Annotated in this window: 15 protein-coding genes; 6 read left to right on the forward strand and 9 right to left on the reverse strand. The window is 72.6% G+C overall.

What is annotated here, in order from left to right; all coding sequences use genetic code 11:
* Positions 1-160 precede the first annotated feature (160 nt).
* The 3 genes from ABD339_RS03450 to ABD339_RS03460 all read left to right on the forward strand — a co-directional run bounded on the left by ABD339_RS03450 (position 161) and on the right by ABD339_RS03460 (position 5,829).
* Positions 161-1,570 (forward strand): FGGY family carbohydrate kinase, encoded by a 1,410-nt coding sequence (locus ABD339_RS03450; protein ID WP_344561953.1) that lies wholly within the window; start codon positions 161-163, stop codon positions 1,568-1,570.
* 241 nt (positions 1,571-1,811) lie between these two features.
* Entirely contained in the window at positions 1,812-3,545 is a 1,734-nt protein-coding gene (locus ABD339_RS03455; RefSeq protein ID WP_344561955.1) for an ABC transporter ATP-binding protein, read from the forward strand.
* Between the two features lie 361 nt (positions 3,546-3,906).
* Entirely contained in the window at positions 3,907-5,829 is a 1,923-nt protein-coding gene (locus ABD339_RS03460; protein ID WP_344561957.1) for an ABC transporter ATP-binding protein, read from the forward strand.
* Between the two features lie 157 nt (positions 5,830-5,986).
* On the opposite strand, the gene ABD339_RS03465 is transcribed toward ABD339_RS03460, so the two are convergent.
* The 3 genes from ABD339_RS03465 to ABD339_RS03475 form a co-directional block, all read right to left on the reverse strand.
* The gene (locus ABD339_RS03465; protein WP_344561958.1) at positions 5,987-6,793 is read right to left on the reverse strand and encodes a S1 family peptidase; all 807 of its coding nucleotides are present in this window, start codon (positions 6,791-6,793) and stop codon (positions 5,987-5,989) included.
* 247 nt (positions 6,794-7,040) lie between these two features.
* A complete protein-coding gene (locus ABD339_RS03470; protein ID WP_344562338.1) occupies positions 7,041-8,246 on the reverse strand; it encodes an RNA polymerase sigma factor in 1,206 nt (401 codons plus the stop codon).
* A gap of 226 nt (positions 8,247-8,472) precedes the next feature.
* Entirely contained in the window at positions 8,473-9,102 is a 630-nt protein-coding gene (locus ABD339_RS03475; RefSeq protein WP_344561959.1) for a TetR/AcrR family transcriptional regulator, read from the reverse strand.
* 211 nt (positions 9,103-9,313) lie between these two features.
* On the opposite strand from ABD339_RS03475, the gene ABD339_RS03480 reads away from it, so the two are divergent.
* Positions 9,314-10,477 carry an FAD-dependent oxidoreductase gene (locus ABD339_RS03480; RefSeq protein WP_344561960.1) on the forward strand — a complete coding sequence of 388 codons (1,164 nt, stop codon included), beginning with the start codon at positions 9,314-9,316 and terminating at the stop codon, positions 10,475-10,477.
* A gap of 37 nt (positions 10,478-10,514) precedes the next feature.
* On the opposite strand, the gene dnaG is transcribed toward ABD339_RS03480, so the two are convergent.
* The 5 genes from dnaG to cutA form a co-directional block, all read right to left on the reverse strand.
* A complete protein-coding gene (gene dnaG / locus ABD339_RS03485) occupies positions 10,515-12,443 on the reverse strand; it encodes a DNA primase (protein ID WP_344561962.1) in 1,929 nt (642 codons plus the stop codon).
* A 179-nt stretch (positions 12,444-12,622) separates the two neighbouring features.
* Entirely contained in the window at positions 12,623-14,362 is a 1,740-nt protein-coding gene (locus ABD339_RS03490; RefSeq protein ID WP_344561964.1) for a pyruvate dehydrogenase, read from the reverse strand.
* A gap of 191 nt (positions 14,363-14,553) precedes the next feature.
* Positions 14,554-15,861, reverse strand: a complete 1,308-nt coding sequence (locus ABD339_RS03495) for an NAD(P)/FAD-dependent oxidoreductase (RefSeq protein WP_344561966.1) — start codon at positions 15,859-15,861, stop codon at positions 14,554-14,556.
* Positions 15,862-16,122: 261 nt separating this feature from the next.
* Entirely contained in the window at positions 16,123-17,505 is a 1,383-nt protein-coding gene (locus ABD339_RS03500) for a deoxyguanosinetriphosphate triphosphohydrolase (protein ID WP_344561968.1), read from the reverse strand.
* Between the two features lie 79 nt (positions 17,506-17,584).
* Complete coding sequence (gene cutA, locus ABD339_RS03505; RefSeq protein WP_344561970.1) at positions 17,585-17,938, reverse strand: divalent-cation tolerance protein CutA; 354 nt, start codon at positions 17,936-17,938, stop codon at positions 17,585-17,587.
* A 180-nt stretch (positions 17,939-18,118) separates the two neighbouring features.
* On the opposite strand from cutA, the gene ABD339_RS03510 reads away from it, so the two are divergent.
* Positions 18,119-18,514 (forward strand): VOC family protein, encoded by a 396-nt coding sequence (locus tag ABD339_RS03510; RefSeq protein ID WP_344561971.1) that lies wholly within the window; start codon positions 18,119-18,121, stop codon positions 18,512-18,514.
* A 77-nt stretch (positions 18,515-18,591) separates the two neighbouring features.
* Here the strand turns inward: ABD339_RS03510 and ABD339_RS03515 are convergent, their stop codons facing one another.
* Positions 18,592-19,323, reverse strand: a complete 732-nt coding sequence (locus ABD339_RS03515) for a helix-turn-helix domain-containing protein (RefSeq protein ID WP_344561973.1) — start codon at positions 19,321-19,323, stop codon at positions 18,592-18,594.
* 255 nt (positions 19,324-19,578) lie between these two features.
* On the opposite strand from ABD339_RS03515, the gene ABD339_RS03520 reads away from it, so the two are divergent.
* Positions 19,579-22,563: a CHAT domain-containing protein gene (locus ABD339_RS03520; RefSeq protein ID WP_344561975.1), complete on the forward strand. Its 2,985-nt coding sequence runs from the start codon at positions 19,579-19,581 to the stop codon at positions 22,561-22,563.

Raw genomic sequence — 22,563 nt, forward strand, 5'->3', positions numbered from 1 at the left:
GCCGTGTCGGAGGCCGAGGCCGAGGCTGTGGACCGTACCCGCGGCTGTATCCGTACCTGTGCCATCCGTACCTGCGTTATCCGTACCCGCGTTCGGGCCGGCCGCCGTCGAAACGGGGGTCCGGCCCCGGTACGGGAAGGTATGAGGCATCATTCCGGCCATGGGGATAGTCGCCGGATTGGACAGCTCAGCCGAGTACACGAACATCGTCGTCTGCGACGCGGACACGGGCGGTGTCATCAGGCACGGCCACGCCGAGCACGCGGGAGAGCGCGACGACCCCCAGTCCTGGCTGATCTCCCTCGGCAAGGCCGCCAGCACGGGACAGCTCGCCGACGTCCAGGCCATCGGCGTCGCCGCCCAGCAGCAGGGCCTGGTCGCGCTGGACGGCGGCGGCAATCCGGTGGGGCCCGCGCTGCTGGGCAACGACCGGCGGGTGCAGACCGCCGCCGCCGACCTGGTGGAGTCCTTCGGCGGCCGGGAGGCGTGGGCACAGGCCGTGGGCGCCGTGCCGCAGGCGGCGCACCCGGTGGCCAAGCTGCGCTGGCTCGCCCGCGAGCATCCGGAGGCCGCACAGCGCGTGGCCGAGATCATGCAGCCGCACGACTGGCTGGTGTGGCAGCTGCTGGGCCGCCCCGCACGCCGGGTGACCGACCGCGGTGACGCGTCGGGCACCGGATACTGGTCGGCCGCCACCGAGACCTACCGCGCCGACCTCGTCGAACTGGCGCTCGGCCACCAGGTCGGACTGCCCGAGGTCATCGGCCCCGCGCAGCCGGCCGGCCAGACGCCGGAAGGGCTGCTGATCTCGGCCGGGACGGGCCAGACGATGGCGGCGGCCTTCGGACTGGGCGTCGGCATCGGTGACGCGGTCATCTCGCTGGGCGCCACCGGCTCGGTGTGCGCGGTGCACCACGAGGCGCTGGTCGATCCGTCCGGCATCATCACCTCCTACGCCGACGCGACGGGCATGCACCTGCCCGTGGTGCGCACCCTCAACGCGACCCGGGTGCTGCGCGGCGCCGCCGGGATGCTGAGCACCGATCTGGCGGGACTGTCCGAGCTGGCCATGCGCTCGACGCCCGGCTCCTCCGGGCTGGTGATGCTCCCCTATCTGGAGGGCGAGCAGACCCCCGAACTCCCGCACACAGCGGGCTCGTTGCACGGCCTGCGGCGCGAGAGCATGCAGCCGGAGTTCCTGGCGCGGGCCGCCGTCGAAGGCATGCTGTGCGGACTGGCCGACGGGCTGGAGGTGCTGCGCAGGCGCGGCGTGGCCGTCCGGCGGGTCTTCCTGCTGGGCCAGGCCGCGGAACTGGGCGCCGTCCGGGCCGCCGCGCCCGGGCTGCTGGGTGCCCAGGTCGTGGTGCCCGAGCCGGCCCCCTACGCGGCGATCGGCGCGGCACGCCAGGCCGCCTGGGCGCTGTCCGGCTCGCCCCGGCCCCCCCAGTGGCCGGCCGCCTCCTGCCAGGTCTTCGAGGCGGGCGAGGAGGAACTGTCGATGGGCCAGGCCGTGCGGCAGCAGTATGTGACGGTACGCGAGGAGATGTATCCGGGGGCGCTGCCGGCGTAGCCGCCGCGGGGAGTACCTCACGTCACCGCGCGTTCGGGCCCGGGGGCCGGTGGAGCCCCCGGGCCCGGTTCAGCTCGCAGCGATAGCCGTACCTTTTGCCGGGACTTGGCCGTGGAAGCACCGGAAAGAATAAAAAATAAGGCCCGATTACGACCACACGCTTGTACGCTCTTCCACTTCTGCCGTCACCCCCCATCGAGCCATCGAGCCATCGAGCTAACGAGTCACCGAGGAACTCCGTGTGCTGATCCGCCTTCTCCGCGCCCGGCTGCGCCCTTATAAGCAGCCGATCGCGCTTCTCGTCCTGATGCAGCTCATACAGACCTGCGCGACGCTCTACCTGCCCACGCTCAACGCCGACATCATCGATCACGGTGTCGTGAAGGGCGATACGGGCTACATCCTGCGCTACGGCAGCCTGATGCTGGCCGTCTCCGTGGTGCAGGTCGTCTGCAACATCGCCGCGGTGTACCTGGGAGCGCGTACCGCCGCGGCCCTGGGCCGAGATGTCCGCGCGCACGTCTTCGACCGCGTGCAGGCGTTCTCCGCCCGCGAGGTCGGCCAGTTCGGCGCCCCTTCGCTGATCACCCGCACCACCAACGACGTGCTCCAGGTGCAGATGGTGACACTGATGGCCTTCACGCTGATGGTCATGGCGCCGATCATGTGCTTCGGCGGCATCTTCATGGCGCTCGGCCAGGACGTGCCGCTCTCGGCCGTGCTGCTGGGCGTCGTGCCGGTGCTGGGCATCGCGGTCGGGCTGATCGTCCACCGTATGCGCCCGCTCTTTCGCACCATGCAGGAGCGGCTGGACAACGTGAACCGGGTGCTGCGCGAGCAGATCACCGGCGTCCGGGTCATCCGCGCCTTCGTCAAGGACGACTACGAGCGCAAGCGCTTCCACCGGGCCAACACCGACCTGACCCAGGTGCAGCTGCGCACGGGCCAGCTGATGGCGCTGATGTTCCCGGTCGTGATGACGGCCGTGAACATATCCAGCGTCGCCGTGGTCTGGTTCGGCGCGCACCGGATCGACAGCGGCGCCATCGAGATCGGCGCCCTCACCGCGTTCCTCGCGTATCTGATGCAGATCGTGATGTCCGTGATGATGGCCACCTTCATGTTCATGATGGTGCCCCGCGCCGAGGTCTGCGCCGAGCGCATCCAGGAGGTGCTGGACACCGAATCGAGTGTCGTACCGCCCGCCGACCCGGTGCGCTCGCTGCGCCGGCACGGGCAGCTGGAGCTGCGCGGGGCCGGGTTCGGCTACCCGGGGGCCGAGGCGCCGGTGCTCCACGACATAGGCCTGCTGGCCCGGCCGGGCGAGACCACGGCCGTCATCGGCTCGACCGGCAGCGGCAAGTCCACGCTGCTGGGCCTGGTGCCCCGGCTGTTCGACGCCACGGCCGGCGAGGTCCTGGTGGACGGCGAGGACGTGCGCACCCTCGACCCCGATCTGCTCGCGAGCACGGTCGGACTCGTGCCGCAGCGCCCGTACCTCTTCTCCGGCACCATCGCCTCCAACCTGCGCTACGGCCGTCCCGAGGCGAGCGACGAGGAACTGTGGCAGGCCCTGGAGGTCGCCCAGGCCAAGGACTTCGTCGAGCGGATGGACGGCGGACTGGAAGCGGAGATCGCCCAGGGCGGCAGCAACGTCTCCGGCGGCCAGCGCCAGCGGCTGGCGATAGCGCGGGTGCTGGTGCACCGGCCCGAGATCTATCTGTTCGACGACTCCTTCTCCGCGCTGGACTACGCGACGGACGCGGCGTTGCGCAGGGCGCTCGCCCGGGAGACGGCGGAGGCGACGGTCGTCATCGTCGCCCAGCGCGTGTCCACCATCCGGGACGCGGACCGCATCCTCGTCCTGGACGAGGGCCGCGTCGCGGGCGTCGGCAGACACCACGAACTGATGGAGGAGAACGAGACCTACCGGGAGATCGTGCTCTCTCAGCTGACCGAAAGTGAGGCCGCATGAGCGACGCACGCACAACCACCCGGCGGCGGGCGAAGGCGATAGCCGCGCCTCTGACTTGTGCGGGCGGAGAAGCGAACCAACAAACACAGCGCGACGCACGCACAACCACCCGGCGGTGGGCGAAGGCGATAGCCGCACCTCTGACTTGTGCGGGCGGAGAAGCGAACCAACAAACACAGCGCGACGCACGCACAACCACCCGGCGGTGGGCGAAGGCGACAGCCGCGCCTCTGACTTGTGCGGGCGGAGAAGCGAACCAACAAACACAGCGCGACGCACGCACAACCACCCGGCGGCGGGCGAAGGCGACAGCCGCACCTCTGACTTGTGCGGGCGGAGAAGCGAAGGAAATGGGTACAGCATGAGCGGGCCAGGGGGTATGGCGGGGGCGCCGCATCAGCGGTCCATGGACTTCAAGGGGTCGGGGAAGCGGCTGCTGGCGCAGTTCAGGCCGGAGCGTGCCTGGCTGGTGGTGATGCTGCTGGTCCTGGTCGTCAGCGTCGGCCTGAGCGTGCTCGGGCCGAAGATCCTCGGCCACGCGACCGACTTGATCTTCGGGGGGTTCATCGGGCAGAAGCTGCCGGCGGGCCTCAGCAAGGAGCAGGCTCTGGAGGGGCTGCGCCATGACGGGCAGGGCGGCATGGCCGACATGCTCTCCGGCATGGATTTCACTCCGGGCCACGGCATCGACTTCGGCGCGGTCGGCGAGGTGCTGCTGCTGGTGACCGCCGTGTACGGGGCCGCCGGGCTGCTGATGCTGTGGGCGGGGCGGATCTCGGCCCGCGCGATCAGCAACACCGTCTTCCAGCTGCGCGAGCAGGTCGAGGCGAAGCTGTCGAAGCTGCCGCTGTCCTACCTGGACAAGCAGTCGCGCGGCGAGGTGCTCTCGCGGGTCACCAACGACATCGACAACCTGGGGCAGACGCTTCAGCAGACCCTGGGCCAGCTCGTCAACTCGCTGCTGACCATCGTCGGTGTGCTGGTCGTGATGTTCTGGATCTCGCCGCTGCTGGCGCTGGTCGCGCTCGTGACCGTGCCGCTCTCGGCGCTGGTCGCCACGCGGGTGGGCAAGCGGGCGCAGCCCCAGTTCGTGCAGCAGTGGAAGTCCACGGGCAAGCTGAACGCGCATGTGGAGGAGATGTACACCGGGCACTCCCTGGTGAAGGTCTTCGGGCGGCAGCGCGAGTCCGCCGAGGTGTTCGCCGAGCAGAACGAGGCGCTCTACAAGGCCGGGTTCAAGGCGCAGTTCATCAGCGGGATCATGCAGCCGGCGATGATGTTCGTGGCCAACCTCAACTACGTTCTGGTGGCCGTGATCGGCGGGCTGCGGGTGGCCTCGGGCGCGCTGTCGATCGGTGACGTGCAGGCGTTCATGCAGTATTCGCGGCAGTTCAGCCAGCCGCTCACCCAGGTCGCGTCGATGGCGAACCTCATACAGTCGGGGGTGGCCTCGGCCGAGCGGGTCTTCGACATCCTCGACGCGGAGGAGCAGTCCCCCGAACCGGACAAGGCGCGCGCCGAGCGGCCGGCCGAGTCGCGGGGCCGGGTGGAGCTGAAGAACGTCTCGTTCCGCTACGCCGAGGACAAGCCGCTGATCGAGGACCTGTCGCTGGCGGTGGAGCCCGGTCAGACGGTGGCCATCGTGGGCCCGACGGGCGCGGGCAAGACCACCCTGGTCAATCTGCTGCTGCGCTTCTACGAGGTCCGCGAGGGCCGCATTCTGCTGGATGGCACGGACATCGCCGCCATGGACCGCGAGGAGCTGCGGGAGGGCATCGGCATGGTGCTCCAGGACACCTGGCTGTTCGGCGGCACCATCGCCGAGAACATCGCCTATGGGGCGCAGGGGGCCACGCGTGAGCAGGTGGAGGAGGCCGCGCGCGCCGCGCACGCCGACCGGTTCATCCGCACGCTCCCCGACGGCTACGACACGGTGCTCGACGATGAGGGCACCGGGGTGAGCGCGGGCGAGAAGCAGCTCATCACGATCGCCCGCGCCTTCTTGTCGGACCCGGTGATCCTGGTGCTGGACGAGGCGACCAGTTCGGTGGACACCCGCACCGAGGTCCTCATCCAGCGCGCGATGGAGCGGCTGGCCTCCGAGCGCACCAGCTTCGTGATCGCCCACCGGCTGTCCACCATCCGGGACGCGGATGTGATCCTGGTGATGGAGAACGGCTCGATCGTCGAACAGGGCACCCATGAGGCCCTGTTGGCGGCGGACGGCGCGTACGCGGGCCTGTACAAGGCGCAGTTCGCGGAGGCGGTGGCGGAAGTGGACTGACGTGACCGGCCGGCGCGCACGCCGGCCGGTCACAGTGCGAGCCCCGAAGGGGCGCGGGGAACTGCACGACCAGCCCGAAGCCCAGCCGCACCCCGCAAAGCACAGGCAGGGACACCCCCTGCACAGCACCAGGAAAGAGCCGCGCGGCGGAAGGGATTCAGCCGCCGAGCTTGTCGGCCGCCGCCTTGATGTCGGAGGCGAAGGTGCTGACCTCCGTGTAGACGCCGGGCTTGCCCGGCCTCGCGCAGCCGTCGCCCCAGCTGACGATGCCGACCTGGACGAGGTTGCCGCTGTCGTCCTTGCGGAACATCGGTCCGCCCGAGTCGCCCTGGCAGGTGTCCACGCCGCCGGTGTCGAGCTTGCCGGCGCACAGTTCCTCGCCCTCGACCAGGTCGGGGTAGGCGCTCTTGCAGGTGGCGTCGTCCACGAACGGCACCTGGGCCTTGAGGAGGTAGCGCTGCTGGTCGCCGCCCTCCTTGTCGGCGCCCCAGCCGGCGATGGTGAAGTCGCCGCTGTTGAGCGAGTCGTCGCCGGCTATGGGAAGGGTGGGCTGGTCTATGGGCTTGGCCAGCTTGATCAGGGCCCAGTCCTTGCCGGTGCCGTTGTAGCCGGGCGCCTGGAGGATCTCGGTGGAGTTGACCTTGACGGCTGCCGGGTCCTCCAGATCGACGACGCCCGCGGTGGCGGTGATGCTGGTGTCCTTGCCGCTGCCGTCCACGCAGTGGGCCGCGGTCAGCACGATGTCCTGGGTCAGCAGCGAGCCGCCGCAGCCCATGGACAGCCGGACCATGAAGGGGAACTCGCCCTGTTCGGCCGGGGTTCCGCCGACGACCTTCGAGCCCGGCGCCGCACCGGGCTTGTCGTCCGGGGCCGCCGAGGCGGCCGACGGGCTGAGGCTGAAGGCGGCGAGCGCCACGGCGCTGAGGGCGGTGGCTCTCTTGAGGTGCTTGACCGTGTTCTTCAACGGACTTCCTCTCGTGGGGGGTTGACACATGTGACGAGTCCATGACAGGCGACGGCATACGTACACCCTCCGGTGCGCGCTGTCAGAGGTGGCATGGCCCGCGAGTGCTGCCGTGATTATGGAGAGGGCGCGAACGGCGTGACAAGAGCGCCTCACGCCCCTCCCCCACCGCGCGCACCCCGCGCACACAACACGCGCGCCGCCGTGGCCGGCTCACTCCGCCACGGCGGCGCCCGAGCGCGCGAGGTCAGTCCAGGTAGCCCCGCAGCTGGTCGGCGAACGCGTGGTCGCGCAGCTTGTTGAGGGTCTTGGACTCGATCTGCCGTATCCGCTCGCGCGTGACACCGAAGAGCCGGCCGATCTCCTCCAGGGTGCGCGGGCGGCCGTCGATGAGCCCGTAGCGCAGCTGGACGACCTTGCGTTCACGCTCCCCCAGCGTGGAGAGCACGGCCTCCAGATGTTCGCGCAGCAGCAAGAACGCCGCCGACTCGACCGGTGAGGGCGCGTCCCCGTCCTCGATGAGGTCGCCGAGGTTGACGTCGTCCTCCTCGCCGACCGGTGCGTGCAGCGAGACCGGCTCCTGGGCCAGCCGCAGCACCTCGCTGACCCGCTCCCCCGTCAGGTCGAGGTGGGCGGCGACCTCTTCGGGCGAGGGTTCGTAGCCGCGCTCTTGGAGCATCCGGCGCTGCACCCGCACCACACGGTTGATGAGTTCGACGACGTGCACGGGCACCCGTATGGTGCGCGCCTGGTCGGCCAGGGCGCGGGACATGGCCTGCCGGATCCACCACGTCGCGTAGGTGGAGAACTTGTAGCCGCGCGCGTAGTCGAACTTCTCCACGGCGCGGATCAGCCCGAGGTTGCCCTCCTGCACGAGGTCGAGCATGGTCAGGCCGCGGCCCACATAGCGCTTGGCCACCGAGACGACCAGCCGCAGATTCGCCTCGATGAGACGGCGCTTGGCCATCCGCCCCCGTACCACGAGCTGGTCGAGGTCCAGCGCCAGCCGCCCCTCCAGGCGGGGCGCGTGGGTGAGCTTCTCCTCCGCGAACAGCCCGGCCTCCACGCGGCGGGCCAGCTCGACCTCCTCGGCCGCCGTCAGCAGCGGAATGCGCCCGATCTCGCGCAGATACTGCCGGAACAGGTCGGCCGAGGGGCCGCTGCCGGGCAACTCCCGCGGCGGCGGGGGCGCGGGGGCCTCCCAGTCCGGCTCGGCGGGGGCCGCGTGCTCGGGCACCGTTCCGGCGACCGGCGCGGGAGAGGGAGGCGGGGCGGGGTGCGGGGGTGGCCCGGGGGCGAGCGGCTCGGGTGCGAAGGGCCCGGCGAGGGGCTGCCCCGAGTGCGCGGGAGGAGCGGTCGGGGCGGCGTGCGGGGTCACGGCTGGGGCTGTCGGGGCGGCGGGGCCCGCCGTTGTCAGGGTCCGGGTCTGCACTGGGGCGACCTCCAGTGTGATCGCTGCCGGTTCGGGGCGGCGTGCGAAACAGGGACGGCCGCGGCCCGACCGCGCTCCATCCCGTTCGTCGTGTGCGGATCCGCGGGGGAATCCGGCCCCTCCTGGCCGGTACCGCCCCGCGCCGGGGACTCAGGCACCGCCCACCAGTGTGGGGTACGACACACTGCCGCCACGAGGGTCGTGCGGGCAGTTTTTACGCCGAACGTGACTTACCGCGTACGCCTCATTACGAACTCCCGGGCCCAGTGGGATCCGTGGGGCCCGTGGCGCCGGAGGTGCCCGCGGGGTCTTGCCAGCCGTGGGTGAGGAGGTCGAAGACGGCCTCGACGGCCGCCCGGCGGTCCCGACTGCCCTGCGTGAGGGCCGGGACCTCCAGTACGAACCGGGCGAGGGCCACACAGGCGGGATCGTCGCGCCGGGCGCCGCTCTCCTCGGCGATGGCGGCGGCCAGGGCGTCGGTGTGCCGGGTCCACATGCGTTCGGCGTACGCGCGAAGCGCCGGCGTGGACTCCATCAGGGCGGCGAAGTCGGCCCATTGGGGGTGCGCGGCGATCGGCAGCCAGGTCTCCAGGACGTGCTCCCGGAGCGCGTCGGGAATGCCCTGCCCGGCGGCCCGCTGCCGCACCGCGGCGATCAGCCGGGACTCGCGGTCCTCGTCGCGGTCGAAGACCAGCGCCTCTTTGCCGCTGAAGTGCTTGAAGACGGTAGTGGTCGACACGTCGGCGGCCTCGGCGATGTCGCGGACGCTCACCTGGTCGTAGCCGCGCGCCAGGAAGAGCCGCAGCGCGGCGTCGGCGATCGCTTGCCGGGTGGCCGCCTTCTTGCGCTCGCGGCGGCCGACGGGGGGCTCGGTCATGGGGCGAGCGTACCCGAAAGTTGCCTCCATGAATAAGTTGACTCGTTGCACTTTTTTATCGACTCTGCTTTTCTGGACACCCCGGGCCACCGAACCGCGCCCAGGCGCCGAGCCCAGGCACCCAGCCCAGCCCAGGCACCCAGCCCAGCCCAGCCCAGCAGCCCAGCCCAGACGCTGAGCCGGGACCGGCTGAGCCGACGAGAGGAAACCCATGAACTCCCCAGCACCCGGCCGCGCCCGCATCAGCGTCATAGGCGCCGGCCCCGGCGGGCTGACCTGCGCCCGCGTCCTCCAGCGGCACGGCATCGCCGTCACCGTCCACGAGCGCGAGGCCGGGCCCGACGCGCGCAACCAGGGCGGCACCCTCGACCTTCACGCCGACAACGGCCAACTCGCCCTGCGCGAGGCCGGGTTGCTCGACGCGTTCTTCCAGCTGGCCCGCCCCGAAGGGCAGGAGATGCGCCAACTGAGCCCCGACGGCACGGTGCTGGCCCGCACGGTCCCGGAGCCCGATGACCTCTTCAAGCCGGAGATCGACCGCGGTCAGCTGCGCGACCTGCTGCTCGACTCCCTCCAGCCGGGCACCGTGCAGTGGGGCCAGGCCCTCAAGACCGTCGGCGGACCGGACAGCGGGCCACGCCGGCTGCACTTCGCCGACGGCACGAGCGCCGAGGCCGATCTGGTCATCGGCGCCGACGGCGCCTTCTCCCGGGTGCGCCCGGCCGTCTCCCCCGCCGTCCCCGAGTACACCGGAATCACCTTCTTGGAGGCCCGGTTCTCCGACGTCGAGAACCGGCACCCCGGCATCGCCGAACTCGTCGGTCAGGGCGGCGCCGCCGCAGCGGACGGCGAGCGCGGCCTGTTCGCCCAGCGCGACAGCGGGAACCACATCCGCGTCCACCTCATCCGCCGGGCCCCCGCCGACTGGATCACCGCGAGCGGCCTGAGCACCGAGAACCCCGATCACACCGACGGCATCCGCGCCCGGCTGCTGGCGGACTACGCGCACTGGTCGCCACGCATGCGCCAGATGGTCGCCGACAACGACGGCCGCTACACCGACCGCCCGCTCTTCGCCCTCCCCGTCCCGCACACCTGGGAGCCCAGCTCGACGGTGACCCTGCTCGGCGACGCCGCCCACCTCATGCCCCCGCTCGGCGTCGGGGTCAACCTCGCCATGCTCGACGCCGCCGAACTCGCCCTCGCCCTCGCGCACGCCGCCACCGTCGAGGACGCACTGCGCGCCTACGAGAAGACCATGCTGCCCCGGTCCGTCGAGACGGCCACGCTCCTCGAAGGCGCCGCCGAGGGCTTGCTCACCGCCGACATCCCCGACTTCGCGGCCACCGACACCGGCGGCACCCCCCGCCCCTGAGCCACGCCACCCGCCCGCTACGGCCCCCGGGCCCGCGTCAAAGGGCCGCCGCGCCGCGCTCGCGCAGCGCGATGCCGTACTGCTGGAGCGTCCAGATCTGCTGCCGTACGGCGGAGGACTGCTCGATGTCCTGACGGGCCTCCAGCCGCCGCGCTGCCCCCTCCAGATCGGAGATGCGGGCGTTGACGGCGGCCCGGCGCACCGCGACCAACTGCTCGCCCGCGTACGCCGCGTCGGGCTCCCGGTTGCGGGCGCTGCGCAGCGGCTCGACGGCCAGTTCGGTGACCAGGGAGCGCACCCCGTCATCCGGTGCCGCCTCGCGCACCCGGGCGAGATAGCCGCTGTCACCCGCACCCGCCTCGGCGCCGCCCGCGGCCTCGACGGCCTGGCGCACGACGGCGTACGGCGGGGCGGTGAACTCATCGGCCCCGTACGCGTCGAAGGCGGGCGAGACCAGTTCCGGCCGCTGAAGCGCCAGCTTCAGCAGTTCCCGCTCGACGCGGTGCGCGGGGCTGCGCAGGTTCAGATCGGGTCCGCGCGGCGTCACCGGCGCCTGGCCCGAGTGGGCCGACCGTGGCCCCCCCTCGGGCGTGCGCGGCCCGCGCTCCCCCCGTGCGGGCGAGCCGCCGCGCTCGCGCGCCCAGCGGGCGAGCTGCGCGACGCGGCGCACCACGAACTGCTCGTCCACGATGCCCAGCAGCCCGGCCAGCTCGACAGCGCTCTCGTGCTGGACGCCGCCGTCCTTGATCTGGGCGATGACGGGCGCCGCCTCCTCCAGCGCGGCCGAACGGCCGCCCGCCGTATCGAGGTTGTGCCGGTCCACGATCGAGCGCATCGCGAACCGGAAGAGCGGCGCGCGGCTCTCGATGACCTTGCCCACGGCCTCGTCGCCCTGGGCGAGGCGCAGGTCACAGGGGTCCATGCCGCCGGGGGTGACGGCGATGGAGGTGCGCGCGGCGAACTTCTGGTCGTCCTCGAAGGCGCGCAGCGCGGCCTTCTGCCCGGCCGCGTCCCCGTCGAAGGTGAAGACCACCTCCGACTGGCTGTTGTCCATCAGCACCCGGCGCAGGATCTTCACATGCTCGCCGCCGAAGGCGGTCCCGCAGGTGGCGATGGCGAGGGGCACCCCCGCGAGGTGACAGGCCATCACATCGGTGTAGCCCTCGACCACGACGGCGCGGTTGGCCTTGGCGATCTCGCGCTTGGCCAGGTCGATGCCGTACAGCACCTGGGACTTGCGGTAGATGGGCGTCTCGGGGGTGTTCAGGTACTTCGGCCCCTGGTCGTCCTCGCGCAGCTTGCGGGCGCCGAAGCCGACGACGTCCCCGGTGATGTCCCGGATGGGCCACATCAGCCGGCCCCGGAAGCGGTCGATGGGCCGGCCGTTGCGCGCCTCCTGGGCCAGACCCGAGAGCGTCAGCTCCTTGTCGCTGAAGCCCTGCCCGCGCAGATAGCGCACCAGGTGGTCCCACCCGGCGGGCGCGTACCCGACGCCGAAGTGCTGGGCCGCCGCCTGGTCGAACCCCCGCTCGGCCAGGAACCGCCGCCCGATCTCGGCCTCGGGCCCGTCGAGCTGCTCGGTGTAGAACCGGGCCGCGACCTTGTGTGCCTCCACCAGCCGGGTGCGCTCCCCCTGCTGGGAGGCGCGCCCGTATCCGCCCTCCTCGTAGCGCAGGGTGATCCCGGCGCGGGCGGCGAGCCGCTCGACGGACTCGGAGAAGGACAGGTGATCGACCTTCATCACGAAGTCGAGCGTGTCGCCGCCTTCCTGGCAGCCGAAGCAGTGGAAAAACCCCTTGCTGGGGCTGACATGGAAAGAGGGGGACTTCTCATCATGAAAGGGACACAGACCCTTGAGATTGCCGCCCCCCGCGTTGCGCAGCTGGAGGTATTCGGACACGACGGAGTCGATCGGGACCGCGTCCCTGACCGCCTTCACGTCCTCGTCATTGATCCTGCCAGCCACGAACAAAGTCTACGGCGCCCACCCGACCCCCCACTCCCGAGGGGACCAGCCCCGAAAGGAGCGCGAGGAACGGAGCCCCGAAAGGGGCGCGGGGAACTGCGCGACCAGCCACAGCGCACCCGCACCCCGCAACGCACACAAAGCGGCACCCCCTTCCCAGCCCCCCAAGGCCGTCCGCACTAGGGCCGAGGCACATTCCGAAGGTTCGACCGAGCCATCTGCACCATCCGCCCCACGCCCCCCGCCAGCACCGTCTTCCCCGCCGACAGGGCGAACCCGCTCACCTGCTCGCGGGTGATCTTCGGCGGCAGGGAGAGCGCGTGGGGATCCGTCACCACATCGAGCAGCGCGGGCCCCTTGTGCGCCAGCACATCCCGAAGAGCGCCGCGCAGGTGCTTCGGCTTCTCGACGCGCACCGCGTGCGCCCCTGCCGCCTGGGCCAGCGCCGCGAAGTCCGGATTGCGGTTGTTCGTCCCATAGGCGGGCATGCCGTCCACCATCATCTCCAGCTCGACCATGCCGAGCGAGGAGTTGTTGAACAGCACGACCTTGACCGGCAGGTCGTACTGCACGAGTGTGAGGAACTCGCCCATCAGCATGGCGAAGCCGCCGTCGCCCGACATGGAGATGACCTGCCGGTCCCGGTCGGTGAGCTGGGCGCCGATGGCCTGCGGCATGGCGTTGGCCATGGAGCCGTGGCTGAAGGAGCCGATCACCCGGCGGCGCCCGTTGGGCGTCAGGTAGCGGGCCGCCCACACGTTGCACATGCCGGTGTCCACGGTGAAGACGGCATCGGCGGATGCCTCCTCGTCCAGGATGGAGGCGACGTACTCGGGGTGGATGGGCGTGTGCTTCTCGACCTTGCGGGTGTAGGCGCTGACGACGCCTTCCAGCGCGTCGGCGTGCTTCTTGAGCATCCGGTCGAGGAAGGCGCGGCTCGTCTTGGGCCGCACCCGTGGGGTCAGGCAGCGCAGCGTCTCGCGGACGTCACCCCAGACCGCGAGGTCGAGCTGAGTGCGGCGGCCGAGGTGCTCGGAGCGCACATCGACCTGGACGATCTTGCAGTCCTTGGGCAGGAAGGCGTTGTACGGGAAGTCGGTGCCCAGCAGGATCAGCAGGTCGCACTCGTGGGTGGCCTCGTAGGCGGCGCCGTAGCCCAGCAGCCCGCTCATGCCCACGTCGTACGGGTTGTCGTACTGGATCCATTCCTTGCCGCGCAGCGCGTGGCCCACCGGGGACTTGAGGCGCTCGGCGAACTCCATGACCTCCTCGTGCGCCCCGGCCGTGCCCGCGCCGCAGAAGAGGGTGACCTTCTCCGACGCGTCGATCATCCGCACCAGCGCGTCCACCTCCGCGTCCGCTGGGCGGACCCGGGGGCGGGAGGCGACCAGCGCGTGTTCGGGGCTGTCGGGCGCGGGCCGGGCGGCCATGTCACCGGGGAGGGCGACGACGCTGACGCCCCGCCGGCCGACCGCGTGCTGAATGGCCGTCTGGAGGACCCGGGGCATCTGCTGCTCGGTGGAGATCAGCTCGCTGTAGTGGCTGCACTCGGTGAACAGCCGGTCCGGGTGGGTCTCCTGGAAGAAGCTGGTGCCGATCTCGCTGCTGGGGATGTGCGAGGCCAGCGCCAGCACGGGGGCCATGGAGCGGTGTGCGTCGAACAGCCCGTTGATCAGGTGCAGGTTGCCGGGGCCGCAGGAGCCGGCGCAGGCGGCGAGCTTGCCGGTGAGCTGGGCCTCGGCGCCGGCGGCGAAGGCCGCGGCCTCCTCGTGCCGGACCTGGACCCAGTCGATGGCCGCGTTGCGCCGGATGGCATCGACGACGGGGTTCAGACTGTCGCCCACCACCCCGTACAGGCGCTCGACCCCGGAGCGCACCAGTGTGTCGACGAACTGCTCGGCCACCGTCTGCTTCGCCATCGCTCACTCGTCCTTCGCTCGCCGTTCGCCGCTCGCGGCGTGTTCAGCTCGCCGCCCGCGTGCGCGGACGCGGGCGGCACCTGAGCAATTTATCCCGTTTGTCCCATGTTGCCCTATGGGGGCCTCACAGGTTGCCTATGCGGGCGCCGCCGGGCGCCGCCACATGGGCCTCACACGGGACCGGCGGTCACTCATGCTGTTCCAGCTGCACCCGGAGCATCCGCCGCTCCCGCACCGTCCGGGGTGCCCAATGACGCGAGCGGCACACCCGGATCGGCCAGCGTGTGCGGATCGACCTTCGCGCCGGAGCGGATGAGGTCCTGGATGGGGCCGGTCACATCCCAGATGTTGGCGTTCATCCCGGCGAGCACCTGGTTGTCGCGGAGCCAGAAGGCCACGAACTCGCGCTTGCCCACATCGCCCCGGCACACCACCTGGTCGTAGGAGCCGGGCGGCGCGTAGCCCGAGTACTCCATGCCCAGGTCGTACTGGTCGGAGAAGAAGTACGGCAGCCGGTCGTAGGACACCTCCTGGTCCAGCATGGAGCGGGCCGCGGCCGGGCCGCCGTTGAGCGCGTTGGCCCAGTGCTCCACGCGCAGCCGCTCGCCCAGCAGCGGGTGGCGCACGGCGGCGGCGTCCCCGGCCGCGTAGATGTCGGGGTCGGAGGTGCGCAGCGCGGCGTCCACGGCGATGCCGCCGGACGGGCCCGGCGCCAGCTCCAGCCCCGCCGCCTCGGCCAGCGCGGTGCGGGGTGCGGCGCCGATGGCGGCCAGCACGTCGTGGGCCGGGTGCTCGTCGCCGTCGTCCGTGCGCACGTGGTGGACGAGCCCGTCCTCCCCGACGATCTCGGTGAGCCGGGCCCCGAAGTGGAAGCGGACGCCGTGCTCGCGGTGCAGGTCAGCGAAGAGGGCGCCCAGCTCGGGCCCGAGGACGCTGTGGAGCGGGGTGGGCGAGGGCGCGACGACGGTGACCTCGGCGCCGTAGGAGCGCGCGGCAGCCGCCACCTCCAGCCCGATCCAGCCGGCACCCGCGATCACCAGATGGCCGTTCTCCTGGCCGAGCGCCGAGAGCACGCCGCGCAGCCGGTCGGCGTGCGCGAGCCGGCGCAGGTGGTGGACCCCGGCCAGGTCCGTGCCGGGCACCTCCAGCCGCCGCGGCTCGGCCCCGGTGACCAGCAGCAGCTTGTCGTAGTGGACGCGGGTGCCGTCGCCCAGGCTGACGGCCTTGTTCTCCCGGTCGAGCCGCACCGCCGGCTGTCCCAGGTGCAGCTCGATGTCGGCGCCCGCGTACCAGGCGGGCTCGTGCACGAAAACGCTGTCGCGCTCGTCCGAACCGGTGAGATAGCCCTTGGAGAGCGGGGGGCGCTCATAGGGATGGTCGCGCTCGTCACCGATCAGGATGACGCGGCCGGTGAAACCCTCCGCGCGCAGGGTTTCGGCGGCTTTCGCCCCGGCCAGCCCCCCTCCGACGATGACGAACGTACGGTGTGCGTCGACCACTTGAAGCCTCCTCGATGACGCTGCCCCCGGTGGGCTGTGCTGTTCGGCTGTGCTGGTGGTGCGTCCGTGCGGTCCATGAGTCCATCAGTCCATGAGGCCCGTGCGGCTCTCCCCCGTCGTCCACAGGTGAGCGTCCCGCATCGGTAGGGGCGCGGGAAGAGGGAGGAAGAGAGGGGAAGGGACGCGCGGGTGCCACGGCAGGTTCCGTCCCGGGACGGGCGGCGGCGGGGTGGCCGGCCGGATCGGCGGCGGACGCGGTGCTCACAGGACTGTCAGCGCCCTGTGCAAGGAGCGGGCCGAGACATCGGTCAGCGACGAGATCTGATCGACGACCACCCGCAGCCGCGCCGCGTCCTCCGTCCGGGCCCCGGACCCGGCTTCGGCGGCCTCCGAGGCCGCCGGGGTCCCAGAGGCGTCCGCCGCTGCCGTGGCCTCCGAATAGAGCGCCGCGAACTGCGGGTCGAGGCCCTCGGGTGCCCGGGCGAGCAGGGCCTCGGCCAGCTCCTCGATGACGATCCGCTGCTCGGCCCGCAGCCGCTCCAGGTCGGGCCGCTGCATCACATACCGGTCGGCCACCGCCTTGAGGACGGCGCACTCCAGGCGGACGTCCTCGGGCACGACCAGCTCCGCCGCGTACCGGGTGAGCCGTCCGGCCCCGTACGCGGCGCGCGTGGCGGCCTCGGCGGCCAGGCAGAAGCGGCCGATGAGCTGGCTGGTGGCGTCCTTGAGCCGGGCCTGGGCCAGCGCCGAGCCGTCGTGGAAGTGCGGCCACCAGTCCTGCTCCAGCAGCCGGTCGAGCGCGGCCGACAGCTCGCCCTCCCCGGCGCCCGGCGCGTAGCGGGCCGCGGCGACGTCGAACACGTCGCTCCGCTCGGGTGCGGACAGCAGCAGCCGGGGGTCGAGGTGTCCGGCGCGTATGCCGTCCTCGACATCGTGCACGGAGTAGGCCACATCGTCGGACCAGTCCATGACCTGCGCCTCGAAGCAGCGCCGCCCCTCGGGGGCTCCCGTGCGCAGCCAGCGGAAGACCGGCAGGTCCTCCTCGTAGACGCCGAACTTGGGCGAGCCGGGCTCGCCGGGCCGCTCGCCGCGCCGCCAGGGGTACTTGGTGGCGGCGTCCAGCGCGGCCCGCGTCAGGTTGAGCCCGACGTGGGCCTGGCCGCCGGGCTCGGCCGAGAAGCGCTTGGGCTCCAGCCGGGTCAGCAGCCGCAGCGACTGCGCGTTCCCCTCGAAGCCGCCGGCCGGGGCGGCGATCTCGCTGAGCGCGGCCTCCCCGTTGTGCCCGAACGGCGGGTGCCCCAGGTCGTGCGCCAGGCAGGCCGCCTCCACCAGGTCGGGGTCACAGCCCAGGGCCGCGCCCAGCTCGCGCCCGACCTGGGCGCATTCGAGGGAGTGGGTCAGCCGGGTGCGCGGGGTGGCGTCCCAGGCGGAGCTGCTGGAGCCGGGCGCGACGACCTGCGTCTTGCCGGCGAGGCGGCGCAGCGCCGCCGAGTGCAGCACGCGGGCGCGGTCGCGCTGGAAGGCCGTACGGCCGGGACGCTTGTCCGGCTCGGGCACCCAGCGCTCGGTGTCGGAGGGCGCGTAGCAGGGTCCGGGCGCGCTGTCCGCGGCGTCCGGTGCGGGGGTGCCGTACGTGCCGTGCATACGCCGACCGTAACCGCAGGGGGCGCCCGGGGTGACGCCGCCGCCCTCTTTCCGGACGCCCGGCCCTCCGCCCGGGGCCTCAGTCCGGGGCCTCGGTCGGGGTCTCTCCGGCCCCCGCTCCGGTCTCGGCCACCACCCACGCGAGGTAGTCGGCGCTGCCCTGGGTGACGGGCGTGGCGATGATCTCGGGGACGTCGTAGCCGTGCGCCTCGCGCAGGTACGACTCCAGAGCCGGGTAGCGGGCGGCGCTCGTCTTCAGCAGCACCTGCCACTCCGGGTCGGTCCGGATCTCGCCCTCCCAGCGGTAGACCGAGGTGACGGGCCCGTTGAGCTGTGCGCAGGCCGCCAGGCGGCGTTCGACGGCGCCCGCGGCCAGCTCGCGGGCGTCCTCCTCGGAGTCGGTGGTCGTCAAGACGGTCACAATCTCGGCCATGGGCGCACCGTATCCGCGCGTATCCGCGTCCGGACCCCCGCGGATCCATGCCCCGGACCGCGCCCGTCTGTGCCCGGGCCCGTGTCTGTCCGTGTCCGTATCCGCCTGCGGCGGGGGCGGTGCGCGCGCGGCGTCCGATTCGTTCAAGACCACGGCGCCGGGGACGGCCACGATGTCGGTATGACACCGCGATTCGACCTCATCGGCCTCCTCACCTCGGACCTGGCCGCGAGCCTCGCCTTCTACCGGCGCCTGGGCCTGGACATTCCCGCCGGGGCCGAGGAACTGCCCCATGTCGAGGCCACCACCCCCGGCGGCACGCGGATCGCCTGGGACACCGAGGAGACCGTGCGCTCCTTCACCCCGGACTGGACGCCTCCGCCGCGCGCGGCCGGCCGGATCAGCCTGGCCTTCCTGTGCGACTCCCCCGCCGAGGTGGACAAGCTCTACGGCGAGCTGACCGGCGCCGGGTACGAGGGCGCGATGGCGCCCTGGGACGCGGACTGGGGCCAGCGTTACGCGGTGGTCCACGATCCGGACGGCAACGGCGTCGATCTGTTCGCACCCCGCTCCTGAGCCCGCAGCCGCAGTCGTCCCCCCTCCCCGCCCGAACGCGGAGCCGTACCCGCCCGAGTTCGCCGCCGGCCCCGCTCTCACCGCTCCGGGCGGGGGGCGGGGGGACGCGTCAGCTCCGTCACCGGTACCCCCGCCAGGGATTTGACCTCGCGGGCGAAGTGGGCCTGGTCGGCGTAGCCGGCGCGCAGCGCGGTGGTGGCCAGCGGGGTACCGGCGGTGGCCAGGCGCAGGGCGGTCCGCAGGCGCAGGATCCGGGCCAGCGTCTTCGCGCCGTATCCGAACGCGTCCAGACAGCGCCGGTGCAACTGGCGCTCGCTCAGCCCCACGCGCGCCGCGACCTGGGCCACGCTCATGCCGTGGCGCAGCGCCGCCACGACCGCGTCCGTGAGCGCGGCCTCCCGGGGGTCGGGCGCCGCGCGCTCGTAGGCGCGCAGGCGGCGGCGGGCCACCGCCTCCAGCGCGGTCGCCGGGTCGGCGGCGCCCGCTACCCGGGCTGACAGCTCCCGCACCTCGCGCCCGGACCACACGGCGGCCAACGGCACGCGCTGGTCGCGCAGTTCGTGGGCCCGTACGCCGAAGACGCGCGGACCGGCGCCCGGGGGCAGGCGCAGCCCCGTCACCGGCTCGCCGAGGCGTTCCACGCTCTCGAAGGCGTGGGTGTCGGGGCCGGCGACGACCAGTTCCCCGTCCCACAGCAGCAGATCCATGCAGCCGTCCGGCAGGACCCGCCCGCGGGTGCCGGGCGGCGCCGCGCCCCGGCACCACACCACGGCTCCCGGCACCCTGGAGGGCCGCTCTTCGTACGTCACCCCGGCAGTCTGCCCGATGGGCGGCGCGGGTCCGGTCCGGCGCCGTGCGGCACCGTGCGGCGCGGGGTCGCCACTGCCCGGCGCGGGGCCATCGGGACCGGAGCGGGTCCGTCACCGTCCGGCGCGGGACCGTCGCCGCCGACCCGGGCCCGTCGCCGCCGGGGCCCGGGTCCCTCGCATCCCCGGCAGCCGCCAAATGCCCGCCCGATACCGGTAGTTGACCGGCGTTCACGCGCGCGGGGATAGTCTCGTGACGTGACCTGGACACCCTTCGATGCCGACATCGAGCGGAACCGCGGCCTGGCCGCCGAAGGTTCGGTGAACGCGATGAGCGACCTGGCCATGGGGCTGCGCGACCGCCACCGGTACACGGGTGAGCCCGCCGACCTGCTGGAGGGCATCGCACAGCTGCGCGCCGCCCTCGGGTACACGCCGCACCACCCCATCCGGCACCCGCTCATGGCCAACCTGAGCGCACTGCTGCTGGACCACTTCCAGTGGTTCGGCGATGTCTCCGCGCTGCACGAGGCGCTGGCCCGGCTCGGCGAGGCGCTGCCGGAGCTGGCGGAGGAGGACCGGTTCCTGGTGACGATGATGCGGGCGGACACGCTCATCCTGCTGGCCGAGCACCACGCCGACCCCGCCTTCCTCGACGACGCGATCGAGTCGATGTCCCGGCTGCCGGGCGAGCCGGCCGCGCAGTTCGTACGGGGCCGCGCCCTGTCCCTGCGGTACACCCTGACCGACGATTTCGCCGCGCTCCGCGACTCGGCCGCCGTCCTGACGCGCAGCGTCCGGGCCACACCGCCCGATGACCCGAACTACGCCCTGCGGATCTGCGAGTTGGGCAACGTGCTCCAGCTCTCGGCGGAACGCACCGGGGACGAGTCCGTACGGGAGCGCGCCATCCGGTATCTGCGGACGGCGGTGGCGGGCACGCCCGATCCCTCGGACATCCTGCTGGAGCGCAAGACCGGCCTCGCCGCCGCACTGCGGGAGCGCGGCGCGCACACCAACGACATCGGGGCGCTGCGGGAGGGCGTGGCCCTGCTGCGCGAAGTGCTCGCGGCGACCGGGACCGACACCCGCTCGTGGGGCAACCGCTGCGAGAACTACCTGATCGCCGTGCACGAACTCGTCGAACAGACCGGTGAGACCGCCCTGCTGGACGACGCCGTGGCGATCGGCACCGCCGCGCGCGGCAAGGGCAGCCATCGGGCCACCATCCCGCTGCTGCTGGGGCTGATCCACCACACGCGCTTCTTGCACAGGGGGCTGGCGGACCGCGCGGGCCGCGCCGACCTCGCGGCGGCCACCGCCGCGTTCGGCGAAGTCGTCGACTCGACGCCGTATGAGGACCAGAACCACGCGGTGGCGCTGGGCAATCTGGGCCGTACCTGGCTGGCCGCCCACCAGCTCGGCGGCGATCCGGCGGCGATCCGCCGTGCCGTGACCGCTCTCGGCAGCGCCGTCCGGGCGACGGCGCACGACTCGGCCCGGCGCGGCGAGGTCCAGATCAACTACGGGGACGCGCTGTACGCCCAGTACGAGTCCCAGCACACGTCCGGCACCGCGGACCCCGGGGTTCTCGCCTCGGCGGGCCACGCCTACCGGGAGGCGGCTCAGAACGAGGCCGCGCGGCCCCTGGTGCGGATCCGAGCCGCCCGCGCGTGGGCGGACACCCATGCGCGGGCCGGGCAGTGGCACCCGGCCCGCGACGCCTACGCGTTCGCGGTCGGCCTGCTGCCGCTGCTCGTGCCGCGCCGGCTGGCCCGCGCCGACCAGCAGCGCGTGCTGGCCGAACTCGACGGCCTCGCCGCCGACGCCGCCGCGGGCGCCCTGTGGGCCGGGGACCCCGAGACGGCGGTACGGCTGCTCGAACTCGGCCGTGGCGTGCTCGGCGGCCAGGTGCTGCAAAGCCGCAGCGACCTCTCCCGGCTGCGCGCCGTGGCGCCGGGGCTCGCCGAACGGCTCAAGGACGCGTTCGAGCGGCTGCCCCCGTCCGCGCGGCAGCCGAGGGGCGCGGCGGCCGACCAGCGCTACGACACGGACATCCTGCTGCGGCACCTGCTGGAGGAGGCGCGCGCGATACCGGGGTTCGCGGACTTCCTCGCCCCGCCGGACTTCGCCGACCTGGCCGCGTGCGCGGCGCGGGGGCCGGTGGTGCTGATCAACGTGAGCCGGCTGCGCAGCGACGCCCTGATCGTCCGGCCCTCGGGCGTCACCACGGTCGGACTGCCGGAGGTGACACCGGAGTCCGTGGCCGAGCGGTCCGCCGCGTTCGGCGCCGCGCTGGACGCCTCGACCCGGCCGGGGCAGGGCGAGGCCGCAGCGCAGTCCGCCGTCACCCAGGTGCTGGGGTGGCTGTGGGACGCCATCGCCGAACCCGTACTGCGACACCTCGGCCACACCTCCGCGCCCGCTGTGCCCGCTGGGGGATCGGGCTCCGGTGGCTGGCCGCGGGTGTGGTGGTCGCCGGTGGGGCGCCTGGCGCTGCTCCCGGTCCACGCGGCCGGCCGCTTTCCGGGCACGGCGACGGTCCTGGACCGCGTGATCTCGTGCTACACGCCGACGTTGCGGGCGCTGCGGCACGCCAGAATCCGCCAGGAGCGGGCCGGCGACGGCCGACCGGTGGGCAGCCCGGCGAGCGGCCCGGCGGATCGCCCGGCGGACGGCCTGGTGATCGTGGCGGTCCAGGACGCACCCGGCGCGACGGCGCTGCGCGGCGTGGCACGGGAGGCCGCCACGATCGCGGAACTGGCCCCGGCCACGCGGCTGAACGGAGCGGCGGCGACGGTCGATTCGGTGCGGAACGCACTGCAGTCACACACCTCGGCGCACTTCGCGTGCCACGCGGCGAGCGACCCCGAGGACCCCTCGGCCGGTCATCTGCTGCTGCACGACGGCCCCCTGTCCATCCTCGACGTCTCCGCCCTCGACCTGACCGGCGCCCGGCTCGCCGTACTGTCCGCGTGCGAGACCTCACTGGGTACCCAGCAGATCCCGGACGAGAGCCTGCATCTGGTATCGGCCTTCCAGCTCGCCGGGTACCCGCAGGTCGTCGGCACCCTGTGGCGGGTCAACGACCGGGTCGCGCGGCTGGTCGCCGTCGAACTGCACGAGCGCCTCGCCGCCGGGGAGGATGTCGCGACCGCGCTGCACCACGCCGTGCGCCACTGCCGCGAGCGCTTCGCCAGAACCCCGACTTTGTGGGCCGCGCATCTCTGTTCCGGGCAGTGA

The organism is Streptomyces axinellae, assembly GCF_039532135.1.
GTDB classification, from domain to species: Bacteria; Actinomycetota; Actinomycetes; order Streptomycetales; family Streptomycetaceae; genus Streptomyces; species Streptomyces axinellae.